Raw genomic sequence first — 15,584 nt, forward strand, 5'->3', positions numbered from 1 at the left:
GCGGCGCTACGAAGTGCTCACCCGGCGCATCAGCGCGCCCATGTCGCCCGCCAGGAGCGGCCGCAGCCGCTCCGGCGTGACGCGCCCGCCGGCCGGTGCGGTGCTGACGCTCAGGGTGAACTCCGCGTCGCCGTCGAGGACGTGGACCGTAGCCGTCCGGCCGTGGACGACCGTGTACGCCCGGTCGCCCAGCCCCTTCGCCGTCCGCACCTCGGTCCGGCCCGGGATCCGCTCGGCGGCCGTCGTGCGCGCCGCGTCGAACTCCGCGCCGGGGTCCGTCCGCTTGTGCAGGACCATGGACGCCGTGATGGTGGCGGCCCGCCCCGTGCCCTCCTTGCGTTCCAGCTCCCCCGAGCAGTCCGCCGTGTCCACCGCCTCACTGCCGCTCCGCGTGGACTCCCAGCGCGATCCGCGGTCGAAGGCCGTGGCGAGGTGGGGCATCGCGAGGAGGGAGCAGAGGCGGTCACTGACCCGGTAGCCCCTCAGGTCGGGGCCCTGCGCGCCGAACGCGTACAGGCCGGCGCCCCAGACGGCGGACGCGGCGAGCGCGCCGACGAGCAGCGCGCCGAGGGGGCGCCGCCGCCGTGACGCGGGCAGGAGCCCGGGGCGGTTCGCAGGGGCCGCGGGTCCGGACGCGACAAGCTCCGGTTCGCTGATCGCGCCGCCTGCGGCCCAGGGTCCGTTCTCCATGGCGGAAACCTATGTTGAGCAGCGGTTTTGCCGGAAGGTCGGGCGATAACAATGCGGATTCGGCACAACCGGATCGTGCCGATCCCGGTCGCGGTGCCCCAGATCCGGTCATACGCTCCCAACTGTGACGCCGCCTTCGAGTCGCCCCCGTCCGGTACGGATAGCCGCGCGGTCGGCCGTGGCCGCCGTGCTCGCGCTCTGCTGGGCGCTTCTGCCCGCCACGACCGCCCGGGCCGACGACCCCGTCACTCTGTCGAGAACCGGCCAGATCACCGACAAGGTGGACGCCCTTCGCGACCGTGAGCACGACGTCGCCTCGGCCCTCGACTCGCTCGACAGCGAGCACAACACCCAGCTCTTCGTGGTCTACGTACGCGACTTCTCCGGCCGCTCCGCCCAGGACTGGGCCGATGACACGGCCGCCAAGAACGGCCTCGGCCTCAACGACGTACTCCTCGCCGTCGCCACGCACGACCGGCAGTACGCCTACTCCGTCGACCAGGACTCCCAGCTCACCGACGCGCAGCTCAAGGATGTCGCGCAGACCGCGATCGAACCGGCGCTGCGCAGGAACGACTGGGCGGGCGCCGGGATCGGCGCGGCAGGCGGCATTTCCGCCACGCTCGCGGGCCGCCCCGTCCCCACCCCCACGATCACCCCGGGCCCGGCCGACCCCGGCGGCTCGGACACGCATCCCAGCGCGGCCGACCTCGCCCTGCCCCTCGTCGTGGTCGTCGGCGCGGCATCCCTCGCGGCGTTCACGTACACCCGCCGCAAGAGGCGCACGCGTACCCGCACCACGCCCGGCGGCGGCTGGGGCGGGGGCACGGGACCGAAGGCCACGCCGCTGCCCGAGCTGGACAAGCAGGCCAGGCGGATGCTGGTGGAGAGCGACGACTCGATCCGCACGAGTACGGAGGAACTCGGTTTCGCCACCGCCCAGTTCGGCGACGAGGCCGTGAAGCCGTTCACCGAGGCGCTGGCGTATGCCCAGTCGGAGCTGACGGCGGCCTTCCGGCTGCGCCAGCAGCTCGACGACGCGCACCCCGAGGACGACGCGACGAGGCGGCAGATGCTGGACGAGATCATCAGCCGCTGCACCGAGGCGGGACGCAGGCTGGACACCGAGGCCGCGGGCTTCGACCGGCTGCGGGCCCTGGAGCGCACCGCGCCCGAGGCCCTCGCGCACGTGGAGCTCACCTCCCGCGACCTGGCCGCCCGCACGACGACGACCGAAGAAACGCTGACGGCGCTCGGCTCCCGCTACGCGCCGTCCGCACTGCTTCCCGTGGCGGGCCACATCGAGCAGGCCAAGGACCGGCTGGTGTTCGCCACGACGAACCTCGGACAGGCACGGAGCTGCGTCGACGCGGGCGACAACGGGAGGGCCGCGGTGTTCCTGCGGGCCGCCGAGTCGGCCGTCGACCAGGCGGGCACCTTCGTGGACGCGGTCGACCGGCTCCGCCAGGAACTGGCCGAGGCCGCCGGGAAGCTGCCCGCCGCGCTCACCGAGTCCGACACCGACCTCGCGGACGCGCACGGACTCCTCGAAGGCATGACCGAGGGCGCGTCCACGGCCGATCTGCGCGGGCGCATCGCGCGCGTGGAGACCGTCGCCGCGGGCGTGCGCAGGGCGATGGCCGCCGGCCCCTACGACCCGATCGACGCACTGCGCCGCGTGGAGGAGGCCGACTCGGCGCTCGACGCGTCCCTGGACGAGGCCCGCGAACGCGAGTCGGGCACCGCCCGCGCGCGCTCCCTGCTCGACCAGGCGGAACTCACGGCCCGCAGCAGCGTCGGCGCCGCGTCGGACTTCATCACCACGCACCGCGGGGCGGTGGGCAGCGAGGCCCGTACGCGTCTGGCCGAGGCACAGCGGCACCTGGAGTACGGACGGACGGCGGCGCAGGCGGATCCCGCCGCCGCCCTGGCCGGCGCCCAGCGGGCCGACGCGCTGGCCCGGCAGGCACAGCAGCTCGCCGAGCAGGACGTGCGGTCCTTCGGGAATCCGTACGGCGGCGGGGGCGGCCGCGGCGGAGGGGGCATGGGCGGCGCGGTGCTCGGCGGGATCATCCTCGGCGATCTCCTGGGCGGCGGGCGGTCCGGCGGGGGGTTCGGCGGGCGGTCCGGCGGGGGCGGCGGCTTCGGGGGCGGGTTCGGCGGCGGCGGTCCGGGGAGTTTCGGCGGGGGCGGGACCCGTGGCCGCAGGGGCGGTGGCGGACGGTTCTGACCCGGCGGCACTCACCCAGTTCCCCACGTATCTCCCTCGTACAAGGAGCACCCTCATGACCAAGCAGACCGTTCTCGGCCGCGTCACTCAGCTGGCGAAGGCGAACATCAACGCCCTTCTGGACGGCGCCGAGGACCCGCAGAAGATGCTCGACCAGCTGATCCGCGACTACGCGAACAACATCGCCGAGGCCGAGCAGGCCGTCGCGGCGACCATCGGCAATCTGCGGATGATGGAGCAGGACCACAAGGAGGACGTCGAGGCGGCCGCCGAGTGGGGCGGCAAGGCGCTCGCCGCGAGCAAGAAGGGCGACGAACTGCGGGCGGCGGGCAGTGCCGCGGAGGCCGACAAGTTCGACAACCTCGCCAAGGTGGCGCTCGGGCGGCAGCTGAGCTCGGAGAAGGGGGCGAAGGACGCCGAGCCGACGCTCGCCGCGCAGAGCGAGGTCGTCGGAAAGCTGAAGTCCGGCCTCGATCAGATGAAGACGAAGCTGGTCGAACTCCAGTCGAAGCGGGACCAGTTGGTGGCCCGCGCGAAGACGGCGCAGGCCCAGAACCAGATGATGGAGGCCGCCGAGAACATCAACGTCCTCGATCCGACGAGCGAGCTGAGCCGCTTCGAGGAGAAGGTGCGCCGCGAGGAGGCCAAGGCGCTGGGCAAGCAGGAGCTCGCCGACTCGTCGCTCGACGCGCAGTTCGAGCAGCTGGAGGGTCTCGGCGACACGGCCGAGATCGAGGCACGCCTGGCGGCGCTCAAGACGTCCGCGTAGAGCCGCCGGAGAGGCGACGCGTCCGGTCAGTACAGGCTGAGCAGCGCCTCCGTCGGGTCCACGGCCGCCGAGTCGCCGTCCGGCAGCGGGAGTTCGAACCAGACGGTCTTGCCGCGCGGCGTCCTGCGCGAGCCCCAGGAGGCGCTGAGCAGGCCGACGAGCTGAAGTCCGCGGCCACCCTCGTCCGTGTCGCGCGCGCGGCGGCGGCGCGGCTGGACGAGACCCGCGTCCCACACCTCGCACACGAGGGTGCGGTCGAGCAGGAGGCGCAGCCTGATCTCGCCCTCGCCGTACCGCAGGGCATTGGTGACCAGCTCACTGACCAGCAGTTCCGTCGTGTCGACGAGCGGCTCCAGGTCCCATTGGGTCAGCTGGGCACGGGTGAACTCGCGGGCGCGGCCCACCGAGCGCGGCTCGCGCGGCAGCGTCCAGTCGCCCACGGCGTCGGCCGGCAGGCCCTGTACGCGGGCCATCAGCAGCGCGATGTCGTCCTCGCCGTGGTGGGTGTCGAGCGTGTTCAGCACGTGGTCGCAGACGTCTTCGAGCGCGGGCGAGGGATCGTCCAGGGCGCTGCGGAACGCGGAGAGGCCCTCGTCGAGGGGATGGTCGCGGGACTCGACGAGCCCGTCGGTGTAGAGGGCGAGGAGTGAGCCCTCGGGCAGTTCGACCTCAACCTCCTCGAAGGGCTCCCCGCCGACGCCGAGCGGCATGCCCGGGGGTACGTCGAGCATGAGCGCCCCTTCGCCGGGCTCGACCAGGACGGGCGGCAGATGGCCCGCGTTGGCGAAGGTGCAGCGCCGGGTCACGGCGTCGTAGACCGCGTACACGCACGTGGCGAGGTAGACCTCGGATAGGTCGGCGTCGCCGGTTCTGCGGGCGGCGCGGGTGGCCTGCTGGACGCCGGCGCCGGGGCCGGCGGACGGGGACGACGGGCTGCCGGGCGCGCCGAGGCCGCGGGCGATCTCGTCGAGCGCGGAGAGGACCTCCGCGGGTTCGAGGTCGAGCAGGGCCAGGGTCCGTACGGCGGTGCGCAGTTCACCCATGGCGACGGCGGCGCGCAGGCCGCGGCCCATGACGTCGCCGACGACGAGCGCGGTTCTGTGCCCCGGCAGCTCGATGACGTCGAACCAGTCGCCGCCGACCTCGGTGGCCGCGTTGCCCGGCAGGTAACGACAGGCGATGTCGAGGCCGGACGCCTCGGGGTCGTCCGGCGGGAGCAGCGACCGCTGGAGTATCAGGGCGCGCTCGTGCTCGCGCCGGTAGAGGCGGGCGTTGTCTATGCAGACGGCGGCGCGGGCGGCGAGTTCGACGGCGAGGGCACGGTCGCGGTCGTTGAAGGGCTCGCTGCCCTTCGTGCGAGCGAAGCGCGCGAGGCCGACGACGGTGTCGTGGGCGACCATCGGCACGGCCAGCGTGGACTGGATGAGGCCGCCGGCCGCGGCGGGGACGAACTGGGGGCGGGCGGTGCGCAGGGCGTCCGCGCAGGGCGAGTTGAAGGAGTAGCGGTGGACGGCACCGACCTCGACGACCCCGTCGCCACCGGACGCTTCGAGGTACGGCACGTCGGCGACGGCGCTCGCGGCGGCGACCCTGCGCAGTTCGGCACTCCCGTCGGCGAGGCTGCGGCTGTTGAGCGCCGACTCGTCGCCCGCGAGGAGCCCCTGGTAGAGGTCGACGGAGGCGAGGTCGCAGAAGCCGGGGACGACGACGTCGAGGAGCTCGCGGGCGGTGGTCTCCAGGTCGAGCGAGTTGCCTATGCGGGCACCCGCTTCGTTGAGGAGGGCGAGGTTGCGGCGGGCGTGGGCGGCCTCGCGGGCGGCGGCGTGCCGCCGGGTGACGTCGGTGGCGAGCCCGGCGACGCCGATGGGCCGGCCGCTGCCGCTGTGCACGCGGTAGAGGTTGATCGACCAGTGCCGGCGCTCGGAGGAGTCGGGCGCGGGCCCGACGAGCTGCATGTCGGTGACGGACTCGCCGCTCTCCAGGACGCGGCGCAGCGCGGCCTGTACACGGTCGGCCTCGCCGCGGGGCAGATAGTCGTGGACGGTGCGGCCGCGGTGGTCGTCGGCCCGGCCGCCGAAGACGGCGGCGAAGGGCCGGTTGGCCCGCTGCACCTTCAGGTCGGTGCCGAACAGCAGGAAACCGAAAGGAGATTGGCCGAAAATGGCCTGCGACGCGGCGAGGTCCGTCTCGATGCGGCGCAGGGCGCGGACGTCCACGACGATGCAGACGGCGGCGTGCTCGCCGGACTCCGTCTCGGTCGGCATCACATAGACCTCGGCTATCCCCTCCGTATACGGAGCGGGGCCGTGCTGACCGGGGACGTGCTGACCGGGGACGTGCAGATCGGGGACGTGCAGATCGGGGACGTGCGGATCGCGCTCGCCGGACTCCGATCCGCCCGCGTCCGCCGTCCGGCCCCTGGGCATCCGGAAGGGGACGACGCCGGTCCACTCGCGGCCGTCGAGGATCTCCGCCATCTTGCGGTGGCCGCGCTCGCGCAGTTCGGTGGAGACGAAGGCCTCGATGGGGTCCTTGCCCACGGCGTCCTGCGCACGGACGCCGAAGAGCTGCGCCGCGCGCCGGCTCCACTGGTCGATCAGCCCGTCCGGGCCGATGGAGAAGGAGGCGACCTTGATGTAGTCGTACATCGAGCCGGGCGGACTGCTCTGCCACGTCTCGGCCCGGAGCGGGCCTGCCGCATCGCGCGCGGCCGTCCCGCCCGAGGTGTCCTCGGACGACGTGGCCTTCGCTGGTATCTCGCTCACGCGAACCGTCCCCTCCAGCTCACCGCGTCCGGCACCGGTCACCGGGGCGGCTGCCCGCAGTATCCAGCACTACGGAGCCGCGCAACACGGTGTTCACGATCACACCACGGTCCCGACGCTTTTTGGCCCGTCCCCACGTAACAGGACGACAACCAGATCCGCGGCTGTCCCGTTCCTTTTCCTGGCCGGCCCCTTCGCCGATCAGCATGCTCCCTGTCTCCTAACCAGGGAGGGTTCCTCTTAATCGGCGCGACGCCACCGGTTCCGGCCGCAGGTTCCGGCCACGGGTGACGGACGCGGGTGACGGACGCGGTCAGTGCCGGCCGGGCAGCGACAGTTCGAACCAGACCGTCTTGCCCGCGTCACCGGGCCGCGTCCCCCACCGCCGCGCCGCCCCCGCGACCAGCTGGAGTCCCCGCCCGCTTTCCTCTTCCGGCCCCGCGACGCGCTCCAACGGCGGATCCGGAAGGGGATCGGAGACCTCCACCCGCAGAGTGTGGGCCGGCTCCGCCGACCGCAGGAGACGTACACCGATGGGGCCGGAAGCGTGCCGGAGCGCGTTGGTCACCAGCTCACTGACGAGCAGTTCGGTGACATCGCCGAGCGAATCGAGGCCCCAGACGCCGAGCTGGCCGCGGACCGCGGCACGAGCGGAACGGACTGCGCCCGGTTCCTCGGGGAAGACCCACTCGGCGCACTCCCCGTCGCCGTCGGTGTCGAACACGCCGATCACTTCCCAGGCAGCAGTAGAACCCCGTCCACCCCCTTCGGATCGCGTCCGATTTCGTAGGGTTAATCGGCATATACCCGGGTGACCGTGAGGGCTACCGTCTCACACGAACACTCCGCGACGGGCGGCACGAACGGAGCACTTCGGACGGTACGACGGGTGACACAACCGGCAGCACGACGATGGCGGCCGACGGCACGACGGTGGCGGCCCGCGGCACGACGACCGGCACCGCGGACAGGACCACCGGCGGACGGATCACGGCCATTGCGCCGCGAGTACCGCCTTCACCGCCGGTACGTCCTGGTCGAGCCAGTCCACGGACCAGATCTCGTCGGGCCCGAGCCAGCGCAGCTCGTCGTGGTCCTCCAGAGGGCGGGGGCGGCCGGACAGCAGGCGCGCGGTCCACACCCGCAGCACGTATCCGGGCTTCAGGGGCCACTCCCCCGGGACGGGCGCCACGAGCTCCGCGTCGATCCCGAGCTCCTCGCGCAGCTCCCGTACGAGAGCCCGCTTCGGGTCCTCGCCGGGTTCGACCTTGCCGCCGGGGAGTTCCCAGCGGCCCGCGAGCTCGGGGGGCGCACTGCGTCGCGCGGCGAGCAGACGGCCGCTCTCCTGGAGGGCCGCCGCGACGACGACGGTCGGTTCAGTCATGTGCCGGAGCCTACGGCCGCGGGCGGGAACGTCAGCGCGCGGTGCCGTTCTGCGCCTGGCCGAGGCGCTCGACCCAGTAGAGCTGCTTGTGGCCGCGGTCGTCGAGACTGTCGGCGATCTTCTGGGCTTCCGCCCTGGTCGCGTACCTGCCGACGCGATAGCGGTTGCCGTTGTCGTCCTGGCGTATGACGAGCCACACAAGCGTGGTCGTGCCCTCGTTCATCGCGCCCCTCCACTCCCCGACCCCGGCTCGCACAGCGCCCCGCTTTCTGAGGAAACCCCACTCCGCATATGCCCGAGCGTACGCCTGACCTTCACGCAGCGGATACGCATTGGCACAAAGAGATACACAACCAGCCAATCCACAGGGGGCGCACTCCGAAGAGTGCGCCCCCTGGGCGTTCCGTGGCTTCCCCGCTCCGGGCGTCAGCCCGTACGCACCGTCGGCATCGGCATGAGCACCGGCCCCGCTTGCGGCTCCTTGCGGCATACGTCGCCGCACTCCGCGTCGAGCGAGCAGCACAGCGAGCAGATCGGGCCCGACTGGACGGGGCAATCCGCGATGTCGGGGAGTTCGTACGCCGTCTCGCAGACGCTGCACGTGTGGGTCGCGGTGATGTCGGCGATCTCGACGTCGGGGCCGTTCACGGGGTTGGGCCTGGCCAGGTAGTACTTGCCCTTGGTGGCCCAGGCGATCAACGGGCAGAGCGTCAGGGCGAGTCCGGCCGCGATGAACGTCGAGAAGGCCTCCGCGTAGGCACCGAACGCCCCGAAGAACGCGACGATCGAGACGGTGGACGCGATGACCATGGCGCCGAAGCCGGCCGGGTTCACGGCGTACAGATAGGCCCGCTTGAACTCGATGTACTTGGGGCTCCAGCCGGCCCGCTTGTTGATGACGAGGTCGGCGGCGACGGCCGCGATCCAGGCGATGCCCACGTTCGAGTAGAAGCCGAGCAGCTTGTTCAGGGCCGCGAACATGTTCATCTCCATCAGCGTCAGCGCGATGGCGAGGTTGAGGAAGATGTACCAGACGCGGCCCGGGTGCCGGTGGGTGATGCGGGAGAAGAAGTTCGACCAGGACAGCGAGCCGCTGTAGGCGTTGGTCACGTTGATCTTGATCTGGGAGACGACCACGAAGAGCGCGGCGGCGGGCAGGGCGACCGAGCCGAGCCACGGCTTGAGGGCCTCGACCTGCGGCGCGATGGGTTCCAGCGCGTGGGTCTTGCCGACCGCTTCGAGGGCGACGAAGGCGAGAAGCGCGCCGCCGAGTTGTTTCGCGGCGCCGATGATCACCCAGCCGGGTCCGGCCGCGAGAACGGCCAGATTCCATCGCTTCCGGTTCTGCTCGGTCTTCGCCGGCATGAACCGCAGATAGTCGGCCTGCTCGCCGATCTGCGCGATGAGGGAGAGCGCGACGCCGGTGCCGAGGCCGAAGCCGAGCCAGGAGAACCCGCTGCCCGCACCCTCCGTGCCGCCGAAGTGGGTGAAGTCACCGAGGGAACCCGGCGAGTGGAAGGCGAGGATCACGAAGGGCAGCACGAGCCCGATGAGCCAGACCGGCTGCGTCCACGCCTGCACCTTGGCGAGGGCGCCCATGCCGCGGAAGACGATCGGGATGACGATGAGCGTGGTCAGCAAGTAGCCGACGGGCAGCGGCAGTCCGACGACCTCGTGCATGGCCTGCGCCATGATCGAGCCTTCGAGCGCGAAGAAGATGAAGGTGAACGAGGCGTAGATGAGGGACGTGAGCGTCGAGCCGAAGTAGCCGAAGCCCGCGCCCCGGGTGATGAGGTCCATGTCCAGGCCGTACTTGGCGCAGGCGCGGGCGATGGGGATGCCGGTCAGGAAGATGATCGTCGCCGCGCACAGGATCGAGGCGAGCCCGCTCGTGAAGCCGTACGTGAAGACGATGGAGGCGCCGATCGCGAAGTCGGCGAGGTAGGCGATGCCGCCGAGCGCGGTGGACGCGACCATGGTCGGGGACCAGCGCCGGTAGGAGTGGGGCGCGTAGCGCAGCGAGAAGTCCTCGCGGCTCTCGTCCGCGGCGAGCCTGGCGTAGCTGCGCCGTGGCGGGGCTGCCTCTGTGTCACGGGTGACCGTGTCCGTCATGAGGGTTCCTGTCGTCCGGCCGATTGCGGGTACGGACGGAAGTTAGGAGCCGTGCATGACAATGCGGGGCGGCCGGTGATTGCCGCGGCGTTACGGGAGGCGGCCGCGGGTTAAGTCGCCGTCACGCGCCCCGGACAGGGTGTTCGCGTATCGGTCACTTCACGGGCAGGTGGTATGCGATCCGGTACCGGTCGGCGGGGACGACGACGTCCGCCGTCTCGACCGGTCTGCCCGACGCGAAGTACGTGCGCTGGATGACGAGGACGACATGGCCGGGCACTCCGCCGAGCGCCATGAGCTCCTCGGCGAGGCCGGGGCGGGCGCCGACCTCCTCCGTCACGTTGTCCACGATCACGTCGATGGCGGCCATGCGCTCGACGACGCCGCAGCCGCCGAGAGGGCCCTCCTCGGGGAGCATCACGGGGGTGCGTCCCGTGACCGTGAGGGGTTCCCAGGAGGTGGAGAGCATCATGGCCTCCCCCGCGTCCCGGTAGACGTACTTCGTGCACATCACCCGGTCACCGGCGCGGACACCGAGGCGCTCGGCGATGGCGCTGCTCGCCTCGACCTGCTCGCTGCGGGAGTCCCACGTGCCGCGCGCCGTATCGTCGGCCTGCTCCTGCTTGAAAGGGGTGGAGCCGCTGGTAGGCCGGTACCCGGAGCGGGCGACGCGGCGCGGGACCGGCGTCTCGCGCACATAGGTGCCCGATCCCGAGCGCCCCTCGACGAGACCCTCGGCCATCAGCACCTTGCGGGCTTCGAGGGCGACGGTGTCCGAGACGCCGTACTCCTCGCGGATCCTGGCCTGTGACGGGAGCCGGGTGTGCGGTGGCAGCGATCCATTGACGATCTTGTTGCGAAGATCACCCGCGACGCGCAGATACGCCGGCTGCTCACCGAATGTCACTGGCTGCACTCCCTAAGACCCATGGCGACCCGTCAGATTGACAGACAGCAACAGCGTCGCAACCCTGGGTTGTGCGCCGCAAGCAAAGGCCAAAGAATCACTCGAAGTGATGACATGCGCGAGTGCAGGCCTTTACGCAGGGACTTTCTCCAGGTAAGGGAATCCTTATGCTTGGCCGTTGAGACGGGTGGCGGCGGGGACATCCCCGCCATCCGTGGGACCTCCGGCGCGGGTTGCCGGACTCCCGTCCGCAACCGCCCGCATCGTCGGATGCGTGACCCGACCCCGCCGATCCCCCGCCCGCCTCACCGTCCTCCTCGCGCTCGCGGTGCTCGGCGCCTCACCGGGTGCGGCCCTGGCGGCGCCCGGCCCCGGCCCGGCGCCCGCCGAACCCGCCCCCGCACTCGCCCCCGCGGGCTCCCCCTCCCAGGCCTCCGCAGCCTGCACCGGCGACCAGGCCTGGGCCCCGGCCACCACCCGTATCGACCCCGCGAACACCTATCACGCGTACACCGGCAACGGATATCTCGGCGTGCGCGTCCCGCCGTCCGGCGCGGGCTACGCCGAGCCCGGCGACAAGACCGGCTGGCCGCTCTACACGCCGCGTTACGACGGGGCGTTCACCGCCGGGCTCTACGCGCGCGGCCCCGAGAACACCGCGCACCGCGAGGCCATCGCCGCGCTGCCCAACTGGACCGCGCTCGACCTGACGGTGGGCGACGAGACGTACGGCCCCGGCAGCCGGATCTCGCACTACCGGCAGACCCTCAGCCTGCGCTGCGGATTCGTCCGTACGTCGCTGACCTGGACGCACAAGGACGGCCGGCGCACCGACCTGACGTACGACGTGCTGACCGACCGCTCCCACCCGCACACCGGAGCCGTGCGGCTGCGCGTCACGCCGCACTGGAGCGGCGAGGCGACCGTCACCGACCGGATCGACGGCCGCGGCGCCCGCCGGATCGCGCCCACCGGCGGCGGCCCCGCGGGCAAGCGCACGATGGCGGTGGGCTTCCGCACGGACGGCACTCGCGAGGACGGCGTCGTCGCCTCCACCCTGCGCGCCCCCGGCCGCACCCGCACGGCGGGCCGCACCGATACGTTGACGAACCGTCAGTCCGCCGCCTTCTCCGTCGACACGGGCCGCACCTACACCGTCACCAAATACGTCGGCGTGGACACGTCCCTCACCTCCCGCACCCCGCACGACTCGGCCGTCGGCGCCTCGCAGCAGGCGGCCGCCGCCGGATGGGACGAGGTGTTCCGCCGACACGCGGCCGCCTGGCGGAAGTTGTGGACGTCGGACATCGAGGTGCCGGACCGGCCCGAGCTCCAGCAGCAGGTGCGGGCCGCGCGGTACGGGCTCCTCACCGCGGTGCGCGCCGGCGGTCGCGACAGCGTCGCGCCCGCCGGGCTCACCGGCGACGCCTACGCGGGCATGATCTTCTGGGACGCCGAGACGTGGATGTTCCCCGCGCTGCTCGCCGACCGGCCCGAACTGGCGCGTCCCGTCCTCGAATACCGTTACCGCACGCGCGAGGCGGCCGCCGACAACGCGCTCAAGACGTCGGTCAAGGGCCTGATGTACCCGTGGACCAGCGCGAGCCGCGGCGCCCTGTGGACGGAGTGCCAGAGCTGGTACCCGCCGCACTGCGTCACCCAGAACCATCTCCAGGGCGACATCGCGCTCGCCGCCTGGCAGTACTACCTGGCCACGGGCGACCGCGCCTGGCTGCGCTCGCGCGGCTGGCCGCTGCTCAAGGGCCTTGCGGAGTACTGGACTTCACGCGTCACGAAGAACGCCGACGGCTCGTACTCCATCAAGGACGTCGCGGGACCCGACGAGTACAGCAACGGCGTCGACGACGGGGTCTACACGAACGCCGTCGCGGCCACGGCCCTGCGCTCCGCCGCCCGCGCCGCCCGGCTCGTGGGCGCCGCGCCCCCGGCCGCGTGGACGACGATCGCCGACGGTCTCCGCATCCCGTACGACGCCGAGCGCAAGATCTTCCTCCAGTACGAGGGCTACAACGGCTCGACGATCAAGCAGGCCGACGCGGTCCTGCTGCTGTACCCGCTGGACTGGAAGCCGATGCCGAAGGGCGCGGCGGCGGCGACCCTGGACTACTACGTCGCGCACACCGACCCGGAGGGGCCCGCGATGACGGACTCCGTGAACGCGGTGGCCGCCGCGTCGGCCGGGGAGCCGGGCTGCGCCACGTACACGTTCCTGCGGCGCGCCTCGAAGCCGTTCTTCCGGGAGCCGTTCGGGCTGTTCTCGGAGGCGCGCGGCACGAAGGCGGGATCCAGCGACCCGCTCGCGGGCACGCCCGCTCAGGACTTCCTGACCGGGAAGGGCGGCTTCCTCCAGGTGTTCACGCACGGCCTGACCGGCCTGCGCCTCGAGGAGGACGCCCTGCGCCTGGACCCGTCGCTGCCGCCGCAGCTCGGCAGGGGCGTGACGCTGCGCGGGCTGACCTGGCGCGGACGCACGTACGACATCGCGATCGGGCCGGAGCGTACGACGGTCAGGCTGACCGCGGGCGAGCCGTTCCCCGTCGTCACGCCCACCAGGCGCGCGACGGTCGACCGCGGCGGGCTCGTCCTGCGCACCCGGCGCCCCGACCTCGAACCCACCTCCGACCTGGCCCGCTGCCGCCCCGCAACGGCGACGTCCGAGGAGCCGGGCCTGTACGCGGAGGCGGCGGTGGACGGCAATCCGGTCACCGCCTGGCAGCCGGCGACCGCGCACGCCTCCCTCACGGTCGACCTCGGCCGGACGGGGAAGGTCTCCGGGGTGGACGTCACGGGCACGCTCGCGTACGCGGTGACGACGTCGGCCGACGGGGCGTCCTGGCGGGCCTTCACGCCGGGGCGAGCGGCCCGGTACGTCCGCATCACCGAGAACGGCGAAAGTCCCGAGCCCATCAAGGAGTTGAGGGTGAGGTAGGGCCTGCCGCCCGACCGGCAGGCCCTGGACCGCCGGGCGCCGCGCGCGGCCCCACACCGCGCGACGGCGCCCGGCGGCCGGTCAGTTGGCCTCGGCCGGCACGGCGGCCAGGGAGCGGGACCGCACGACGAGCTGGGCGACCGCCGTCACCACCAGGTTCGGGACGAGCGCGATGAGCCCGGTGTCGACCGTGCCGACGTCCACACTCCCGAAGGTGAGCCAGATCAGAACGCCGACGCCGGTCAGGATGCCGAGCAGTGCGGGCACGGCATCCAGACGCACTTTCTTGGCCAGGCCCATGACGATCGCCGGGGCGAGCTGGGTGAGGCCTCCGTAGGTGAGCAGCAACAGGTCGGACAGGAGTCCGGGCCTGGTCAGGCCCAGCACGAGGGCGAACGCGGCGGCCGCGACCACGCAGAGGTGGTTGGTGCGCAGCTGCGTACGTTCGTTGCGCGGGCTGAGCAAGTTGCGGGACAGCAGGCTGGAGATGCCCACGACGATGGCCGCCGAGGGGACCATGGCGGCCGAGGCCGCGGCGACCGCGACGACGCCGACGAGCCAGCCGGGAAGGGTCTGGCCCGCGAGGGTGAGGGCGACGGAGTTCGCGGGCGAGCCCGGCTTCACCATGAGGATTCCCGCGAAGCCGACGATGACCGGGATGCCGAGTGCTATCTGGTACAGCGGCAGCCAGACGGCGTTCTTGCGCAGGGCGCGCCCGCTGACGGCGGCGAGGACCGGCGGCCACAGGTGGGCCATGGTGCCGAGTCCGCCGCCGATGCCGGAGATGATGACGGCGGTGACGAAGAACGTGGCGTCATAACCGTTCTGATGGAACGTCAGGAGCTGTGGGTGGCTGTCCCGTACGGTCTCGAAGAGGCCGCCGATGCCGCCCCGCACGGAGACCGCGACACCGATGAGCAGCACCACGAGCCCGACGATCATCAGGGCGTCCTTGAGGTAGGCGACGCGGGCGATGCCGCGGATCCCGGACCACAGGACGAAGGCGACGGTGAGGGCGGTCGCGAGGACCATGCTGAGGTTGCCGCCCGTGCGGCTCCCGGTGGCGAGCTGGACGATCATCCCGAGCCCGGTGATCTGGAGCTGGAGGTACGGCAGCAGGAAGACCGCGCCGACGACGGCGACGACCTTGCCGAGCAGGGGGCTGCGGTAGCGGTCGGCGAAGAAGTCCGCCTGCGTCAAGTAACCGCCCTTGCGGCCGAGTTCACGCATGCGGGGCGCGGTGAAGTACTGCAGGACGAAGTTGATCGCGAGGTAGCACAGGGCGAACGCGGCGGCGACGCCTCCGCCGAAGGTGATGCCGGCGAGACCGAGGAAGCTGAAGGTCGTGAAGGCCTCGCCCGCCTGGAGGAACCAGGTGGTGAAGGTGGAGAACTTCCGTTTCCCCACCGTCCATTCGCCGAGTTCGCCGCTGCGCGGTCTGCGCCCGCTCACGCCGACGACGGCGATGGAGACCATGCCGATGAGAGTGATGGCCATGGTGGTGTTCATGCGGCGGCCTCCTCGGCCTCTTCGCGGTCGGCGCGTTCGTTGTCGGTGCGCGAGAAGTGCTCGACAAGGGCGAGCGACGCCGTCGTACCGGCCGTCCACAGCAGGCACCAGGCCAGGACGGAGGGGACGCCGAACCAGAGGTGCGGGCCGTTGACGAAGGGCAGGAACGGGGTGCTGAGGAAAGCCAGTACGGGCACGAAGGCCCAGATCACGTGCGGTTTTCTCATCAGGGCTCCATACGGCTGCGGAAGGTACGGCTGCGGGAGGG

Annotated in this window: 12 protein-coding genes; 3 read left to right on the plus strand and 9 right to left on the minus strand. The window is 71.9% G+C overall.

All coding sequences use genetic code 11. From position 1 onward, the window contains the following. Positions 1–6: 6 nt before the first annotated feature. The gene (locus tag OG456_RS13305) at positions 7–690 is read right to left on the minus strand and encodes a hypothetical protein (protein ID WP_266560566.1); all 684 of its coding nucleotides are present in this window, start codon (positions 688–690) and stop codon (positions 7–9) included. A 124-nt stretch (positions 691–814) separates the two neighbouring features. Here OG456_RS13305 and OG456_RS13310 point away from each other — a divergent pair, with 124 nt between their 5' ends. Together OG456_RS13310 and OG456_RS13315 are read left to right on the plus strand one after the other, a co-directional pair. Further along, on the plus strand, positions 815–2,920 hold the full coding sequence (locus OG456_RS13310) for a YgcG family protein (RefSeq protein ID WP_266560568.1): 2,106 nt from the start codon (positions 815–817) through the stop codon (positions 2,918–2,920). Positions 2,921–2,975: 55 nt separating this feature from the next. Next, positions 2,976–3,689, plus strand: coding sequence for a PspA/IM30 family protein (locus tag OG456_RS13315; protein ID WP_266560569.1), 714 nt, complete (start codon positions 2,976–2,978; stop codon positions 3,687–3,689). Positions 3,690–3,715: 26 nt separating this feature from the next. Here the strand turns inward: OG456_RS13315 and OG456_RS13320 are convergent, their stop codons facing one another. The 6 genes from OG456_RS13320 to OG456_RS13345 form a co-directional block, all read right to left on the minus strand. Next, positions 3,716–6,454: a SpoIIE family protein phosphatase gene (locus tag OG456_RS13320; RefSeq protein WP_266560571.1), complete on the minus strand. Its 2,739-nt coding sequence runs from the start codon at positions 6,452–6,454 to the stop codon at positions 3,716–3,718. 313 nt (positions 6,455–6,767) lie between these two features. Beyond that, a complete protein-coding gene (locus tag OG456_RS13325) occupies positions 6,768–7,187 on the minus strand; it encodes an ATP-binding protein (protein ID WP_266560573.1) in 420 nt (139 codons plus the stop codon). 255 nt (positions 7,188–7,442) lie between these two features. Beyond that, a complete protein-coding gene (locus OG456_RS13330) occupies positions 7,443–7,838 on the minus strand; it encodes a (deoxy)nucleoside triphosphate pyrophosphohydrolase (RefSeq protein ID WP_266560575.1) in 396 nt (131 codons plus the stop codon). Between the two features lie 31 nt (positions 7,839–7,869). Next, a complete protein-coding gene (locus OG456_RS13335) occupies positions 7,870–8,061 on the minus strand; it encodes an SPOR domain-containing protein (RefSeq protein WP_116510396.1) in 192 nt (63 codons plus the stop codon). A gap of 203 nt (positions 8,062–8,264) precedes the next feature. Further along, on the minus strand, positions 8,265–9,950 hold the full coding sequence (locus OG456_RS13340; RefSeq protein ID WP_266560578.1) for a cytosine permease: 1,686 nt from the start codon (positions 9,948–9,950) through the stop codon (positions 8,265–8,267). A gap of 154 nt (positions 9,951–10,104) precedes the next feature. Continuing rightward, positions 10,105–10,857: a GntR family transcriptional regulator gene (locus OG456_RS13345; protein ID WP_266560580.1), complete on the minus strand. Its 753-nt coding sequence runs from the start codon at positions 10,855–10,857 to the stop codon at positions 10,105–10,107. Positions 10,858–11,131: 274 nt separating this feature from the next. Between OG456_RS13345 and OG456_RS13350 the strand changes: the two genes are divergently transcribed. Beyond that, positions 11,132–13,807, plus strand: a complete 2,676-nt coding sequence (locus tag OG456_RS13350; protein ID WP_266560582.1) for a glycosyl hydrolase family 65 protein — start codon at positions 11,132–11,134, stop codon at positions 13,805–13,807. Positions 13,808–13,888: 81 nt separating this feature from the next. On the opposite strand, the gene OG456_RS13355 is transcribed toward OG456_RS13350, so the two are convergent. Further along, positions 13,889–15,316, minus strand: coding sequence for a sodium:solute symporter family protein (locus tag OG456_RS13355; protein ID WP_266560584.1), 1,428 nt, complete (start codon positions 15,314–15,316; stop codon positions 13,889–13,891). Further along, the gene (locus OG456_RS13360; RefSeq protein WP_266560586.1) at positions 15,313–15,543 is read right to left on the minus strand and encodes a hypothetical protein; all 231 of its coding nucleotides are present in this window, start codon (positions 15,541–15,543) and stop codon (positions 15,313–15,315) included. The genes OG456_RS13355 and OG456_RS13360 overlap by 4 nt, the downstream gene beginning before the upstream one ends. Positions 15,544–15,584 lie beyond the last annotated feature (41 nt).

It is taken from the genome of Streptomyces sp. NBC_01446 (genome assembly GCF_026340095.1).
GTDB lineage: Bacteria > Actinomycetota > Actinomycetes > Streptomycetales > Streptomycetaceae > Streptomyces > Streptomyces aureus.